Origin of the sequence: Bradyrhizobium guangdongense (assembly GCF_006483445.1) — a bacterium.
Taxonomy (GTDB): Bacteria; Pseudomonadota; Alphaproteobacteria; order Rhizobiales; family Xanthobacteraceae; genus Bradyrhizobium; species Bradyrhizobium guangdongense_A.
This window is the reverse complement of the sequence record NZ_PPPT01000273.1, coordinates 1-5,744: the sequence shown is the minus strand read 5'-3', so window position 1 is coordinate 5,744 and position 5,744 is coordinate 1. Positions and strand designations below refer to the sequence as shown.

5 protein-coding genes are annotated in these 5,744 nt (G+C 62.4%); 1 reads left to right on the top strand and 4 read right to left on the bottom strand.

Annotated features, from left to right (window positions below; translation table 11 throughout):
• A partial coding sequence (locus C2U70_RS31465; RefSeq protein WP_140982519.1) for a lytic transglycosylase domain-containing protein occupies nt 1-568 on the top strand: 568 nt, incomplete at its 5' end.
• Between the two features lie 65 nt (nt 569-633).
• Here C2U70_RS31465 and C2U70_RS31460 read toward each other — a convergent pair.
• The 4 genes from C2U70_RS31460 to C2U70_RS31445 all read right to left on the bottom strand — a co-directional run.
• Entirely contained in the window at nt 634-909 is a 276-nt protein-coding gene (locus C2U70_RS31460; protein WP_140982518.1) for a DUF3551 domain-containing protein, read from the bottom strand.
• Nucleotides 910-1,039: 130 nt separating this feature from the next.
• Entirely contained in the window at nt 1,040-1,903 is an 864-nt protein-coding gene (locus C2U70_RS31455; RefSeq protein WP_140982517.1) for an FkbM family methyltransferase, read from the bottom strand.
• 63 nt (nt 1,904-1,966) lie between these two features.
• Complete coding sequence (locus C2U70_RS31450) at nt 1,967-3,961, bottom strand: tetratricopeptide repeat protein (protein ID WP_140982516.1); 1,995 nt, start codon at nt 3,959-3,961, stop codon at nt 1,967-1,969.
• Nucleotides 3,962-4,259: 298 nt separating this feature from the next.
• Nucleotides 4,260-5,744 (bottom strand): porin (locus tag C2U70_RS31445; protein WP_140982515.1); only part of this gene is annotated, 1,485 nt, incomplete at its 5' end.

Here is a 5,744-nt window from a genome sequence, read left to right as displayed (position 1 = left end):
GGCCGCGCTCAACCGCGGCCTGCCCTTCGATCACTACGCCTACCCGGTCAACGGCATCCCGAACTTCACGCCGATCGGGCCCGAGGTCGAGCGCAGCATCGTCTACGCGATCGCCCGGCAGGAGAGCGCGTTCAATCCGGCCGTGGTGTCGCCGGCGCAGGCCTACGGGCTGATGCAGGTGACGCCGGACGCGGCGCGCTACGTCTGCAAGCGCCACGGCGCGACCTACGACCTGTCCCGGCTGAAGAATGATTCGGTCTACAACGCGACCCTCGGCTCGGCCGAACTCGGCGGACTGCTCGAGGATTACCGCGGCTCCTACATCATGACCTTTGCCGCCTATAATGCCGGGCGCGGCAGCGTGAAGAAGTGGATCGATCGCTATGGCGATCCGCGCGATCCCAAGGTCGACGCCGTGGACTGGGTCGAGCTGATCCCGTTCTCGGAGACGCGCAATTACGTGCAGCGGATCATGGAGAATTTGCAGGTTTATCGCGCCCGCTTCGGCGGCGGCACGAAGCTGCAGATCGAGGCCGATCTGCATCGCGGCGCCGGCAGCGTGGAATAGCGGGCGAACTTACCAACGGCGCATTGTGCGCTCAGCAAGGCTTCCCGCGAAGCGCAAACCCTCGATCACCGGACCCAGGAGTCCCGGCCGCCAGGCATTGCCGCGCGGTCGCGTGGACTACCCTGCGAAAAATAGGGATTGGCCACGCACATCGCTGAAAGCCCCATCGCCGACGCCCTGCACTGTTCAAAGGACGCATAGGCGCAATAGATCGAGCTGCTGCCACCCCATTCCCACTTCTGCAGACACACGGGGGCATTGGAACCATAGCGTTGGGCCTTCGCCGGCGCGATGGCGAGCGTCGTCGCGACGAGGGCTACCACCATGTAAAGCGTTCGCATCGTATCCTCCTTGGCGATAACCGACCGGTCGCGCCACAGTATATCCCGTTCCGCCCGGATCCGGAGCATCCAGGGCTGCGGCACGAAAAAGTCATCACGACAGGATGGCCAGAATCACGGCCCAATCAATTCAGCGCTGCGGAAGCTGGATCGACGCCATGTAGTCCTGGACCGACCGATCGGGGATCGCCTTGCGCGCAATCAGGTGGTGAACGCAGTTCGCAGCAAGGTCGAACGAGCGGTAGCAATGATGAGCGATCATCGCCAGATGCTTGAGTTGCTCGACCGTCATGTCGGCCGGCCGCATGAAGTTTCGGACATAGACGATGTCGGCCTCCAGCAACTGATTCATGGTCGCATGAGGATTGGACGGATCGCTCAAGGGTGCGATCATACGCTGTTTGACGTCCGTGAAGGCGTGGGGAACGAACCCCTGCTTGCGCAACTCGACATCGATATCGCCGAATGTCGGCTGCTCCTTGTAGAGACAGAGAAACGAGACCTCCGTTTGGATGGCAACCGCCTGCTTTAGCTTTTGGCGCCCGCTTCCGAAGACGGCCAGTTCCGAACCCTGGACGTCGATCTTCAGGAGATCCAGATCCCGGATTTCCAAGATATCGTCGAGCCGGCGGGTCTGGACCGGATGTTCGCTGACCACGCTGCCCCATTCGGCAAATTTCGCGAAATGCGAGAGCGCATTCTGATCCGGGACCAGCAGGCTCGTCATTCCCGGCAGTCGGCAGAGACGCAGCTTTGCCTTGTGCCCGTTGCCGACGACGTAGTGATAGTAGCTCTCGAGGTCGCTTTTGCGGGCATTGAGCGCCGCAAGCGCCTCGTCCTGCGGTTCAAAGCCAACGACGCTGCAAAGTCTTCGCTGCAGCATCGCCTTGTAGGGCGGCTCACCGTCGATCGGATTGGCCCCGACATCAACCACCGAGGTCAGCCGTGCCGGCTGGATGAGGTCGCGCAGAAGGTCCGGTTCGTTGTTACTCATTGCGGTGAAGCCCATTGAAGGAATGACATTAGGCGTCGCGCCAAGGCGACCTCATCACGGGAATTAGACGGCAAACGACGCCGGCGCTTCGCCGGCACAATGCCGGCGCCACATTTCATCAAAAGCCTTTTCGACGTGTCGCGTCATGCGGGCCGTATCGAACAGGGGCCAGGTGGTCCGATGCGACGCCAGCCTGCTCTTCAGGGCGGCCCGAAGTTCGGAATCGTGCGCAAGCCGAAGCGCCAAGCTCTCATATTCGTCCAGCGAACGCGTCACCAGCTCTGGAAGGCCGACCGCATTCAGGAGACTGGCTGCAACACGTCCCGCAAAGGCGGTACCGAGGCAGGTCACGACCGGCAAGCCAGCCCAAAGCGCGTCGCTGGCCGCGGTATGGGCATTGTAAGGTAATGTGTCCAGGTACAGATCGGCGAGCCGGTGGCGCGCCAGGTGCTCCCCAGCAGAGACGTGCGGGGCAAATACGAGCCTCTCGGCGGCGATGCCGCGCACTACGGCTTCTCGCTTCAGGTTCTCCCTGGCGATCGGGTCCCCATCAAGCAGCCAAAGGACGCTGCCGGCAGTCTTGGTCAGCAGCCTCATCCAGATATCGAACAGCGGGGGCGTGATCTTCGACGCTCGGTTGAACGCGCAGTACACGAACGCGTCGTCCGCCAGCCCAACCTCGCTCCGGGCCGGTGCGATTGAGGGGATAGGCCGCTTTGCGTCGGTCGCCTGGTAGCTGTCGGGGAGATAGATCACCTTCTCGGTGTAATATTTCTGCTCCTCCTCGGGGATCACGATCCGATCGGCAACGATGTAGTCGATATAGGACGCGCCCATCGTGCCGGGAAAGCCGAGATAGTTGACCTGGATGGGGGCCGCCCGGCGCGCGAGGATTTTCGGTCGCGCACCGGCGGTGAAGCCTCCGAGATCGACGAGGACCTCAATGTCGAGCTGGCGTATCAGCTTGACCACGTCCTCGTCAGCCAGTTGGCTCACGTCCTCGAAGCGTTCGAATGCCGCCTTCAAGCGGTTGCGCATCTCGCTGCGGTCATCCGGTTCGTAGGAGATGGCGCTGACGTCGAAACGCGTGCGGTCGTGCGCTTCGAAAAGTCCGGCCATCAAATTTGCTGTGGCGTGGTTGCGAAAATCGGCGGACAGATACGCGACCCGCAGCCGGGAATGCGGTGACGGCGTCCTCGGTATCACGCCTCCTCGTTCCGGGGCGACGTTTGCGACATATGTCCTCGCACAGGTCAATTGGAGTGCGGGAGACGAGGAGGCATGAAAGAACGTGAAGGGATCGACCGGCACGCCGGATCCGACGGCCTCGTCCAGGGCGGCCTGCTCACGTTCGAAACCGCGCCAGTCGGCGCGCGTCCGTTTGGCGGCAACCAGCTTGCTCAACGCAAACGGGAAGGCCCTGTCCAGAGCGACGGTTCGTTCGAGCGCGCCGATCGCTTCGTCGTGTCGGCCAATTTGGACAAGGACCTCTGACAAGGCGAAATGGTACTCTGGATTCGACGGTGCGAGCTCGACGGCTCTTGTGTAACTGTCGTGCGCTTCATCGAGCTGACCAAGCTGCTGGTACGCGCTGCCTCGGTTCGCGAACGCGGCGCTCGAGGGCGCGATCGCAATGGCGCGATCAAATTCCGCGATGGCTTCGCGAAGCTCCCGCCGTGCAATCAGGATCGCGCCGCGATTGAGATGCGCATCGGCGAAGTTCGGCGATAGGGCAATCGTTTTCGAAAGCCAGGCGAGCGCATCATCGGCTTTGCCCAATGCACGCAGCACGTTGGCATAGTTGAAGAGAACATGGGGATCGCCGGGATTGACCCGGGCGGCCTTCTTGAGCAGCGGCTCGGCATCCGCGAAATTGCCGCGCTGGGCGTGCAACAGCCCCAGCATGTGGAGCGCGACGGGATGCGTTTTGCTTCCCCTGAGGATGGTGGTGTAGGCCCGCTCCGCTTCCGACATATTGCCCGAACGGTGCGCAGCAATCGCCTGGTCCAGAACAGCCGAGTGAACCGACGCTCCCTTGTTGGGGCTCTGCTGGGACATCCGCTTGGGCTCCTGGATCCCGATTTGGCGTGCTTTGGGGCACCGGTGCGAAGCTCTAGCCGCCTTCGCGGGAGAGAACAACGGCAGCACCGCTTGCTCTCGAGGAGAATGAAAGTACAGCGCCTGTGCCGGGATTTCACACCGCTCCCCGCGGGCCGTCCCCGGATAGAAGCCATATCTCCGGGCCCGCGTGCAAGGCACCTTCGCAAGGCGCGCCTTGACCTCGGCCTCGGCCCCAAAAAAGAAAAAACCCCGGCGGTTTCCCGCCGGGGCTCTCAGATCGATCTGTAGATCGAACTTAGAAGTTGCGCTGAGCGCGGAGCAGGAGCTGGAGCGAGTCCTGATCCTTCATCTCATACACTGCGGCCGGCTTGGCGGCGGTCGCAATGCCCGGGCTTGCGATCAGGCCAGAATACTTCTGGTCCAGACGCGAGTAGCTCAGGTCCGCAGTGAAGGCCAGGCCCTTGACCGGGGTCCAGACCGTGTTGATACCGACAACCCCGAAGTTGAAGTCCGGGTTGCAGTTCGCGAGGGCCATGCCGATCAGAACCAGGTTATTGGCGCAGATGCCTGCCTTACCTGCGGTACCGTACTGCAGCTGAGCGTAACCGCCGTAGATGCCGGTCGTCCAGTTCGGGCTCCAGTTGTGGGTATAGCCACCACGGAGACCCCAGGTCTTGACGGACTCGATTCCGGTGCCAGGAGTGAAGACACCGTCAGCAATACCGGCGAAACCGGTGCTCTGGTAGGCGCCAACCGCGCCCGTGCCGCTGAACATGAAGAAGGCTTGCGGGAACAGGCTCTGGAAGTTGTAGCGGCTTGCACCATCGGTATAGACGGCCTGCAAGTTGATCGAGTCACCCGCACCAGTCGGGATGTTCTTGATCGACAAGGCACCCTGCACAGCCCAGCCCCACTTGTCGCTGGGGTGACCGGTGGGTTCCGTGGCGCCGTAGTAGGCGGTGTGCATTTCATGCGCGACAACCGAGAACTGGGCAAGACCCCAGGCCTGGTCGACGCGGATCTGGCCGACGATGTCGGGCGAACGCGTGCCACCCCAATCGTTGGTGCCATAGACACCCGTGACAGTGCCGGCCGCGGTTGCGCCCGCCAGGTTCCACAGATTGCCTTGGCCCGACGCCGCGGTGGTCATGTCCTGCAACGACACCGAACCGGTGATGCCCTGACCGAAGTCAGCCGTGTAGGTGACCTGATTGATACCGGTGACGTTGTTCGAGCCGCCCGGAATGGTATCGGGACCGCCAGCCGGATAGCTCTGCCACGGTGCGTCGAAGATCGAGACGGTGCGGCCGAAGGTGAAGCCAGCGAACTGGATGAACGCATGGTAGAGGCCGAGCGTGGCGGAACCGCCGAGCACGTTCGGATTCGCGGACGGGTTGCTGCCGACGACCGACTGGGTATCCCAGGTGAAGATCATATCGGCATAGGTACGAACCACGCCGTACTCAGTCGCGGTACGCGTATCGACGGTGAAGTCCATACGAGCGCGGCTGTAGTAGTAGTTGGTCAGGCGGTTGTTCGAACCAGCGTTCGCGCTTGCACGGAAACCATAGTCACCGGCGCCGCCGAGAACCGTGTCGGCACGCAGGTAGCCGCCGAACTTGATGCAGGTGTCAGTGCCCGGCATGTAGTAGAATCCGGCACCGTACAGCGAGCAGATCTTCACGTATTCGACCGCCTTGGCCTTCACGGGAAGATCGGCCGCCTGCGCTCCGCCGACGGCGATCAGACCCGCCGCCGAGCCGAGCAAAAGGCTCTTTAC

Bases quoted from the DNA above. Each gene is read 5' to 3' on its own strand.
- C2U70_RS31460 (WP_140982518.1), bottom strand. From the start codon at position 909: ATGCGAACGCTTTACATGGTGGTAGCCCTCGTCGCGACGACGCTCGCC.
- C2U70_RS31455 (WP_140982517.1), bottom strand. From the start codon at position 1,903: ATGAGTAACAACGAACCGGACCTTCTGCGCGACCTCATCCAGCCGGCA.
- C2U70_RS31450 (WP_140982516.1), bottom strand. From the start codon at position 3,961: ATGTCCCAGCAGAGCCCCAACAAGGGAGCGTCGGTTCACTCGGCTGTT.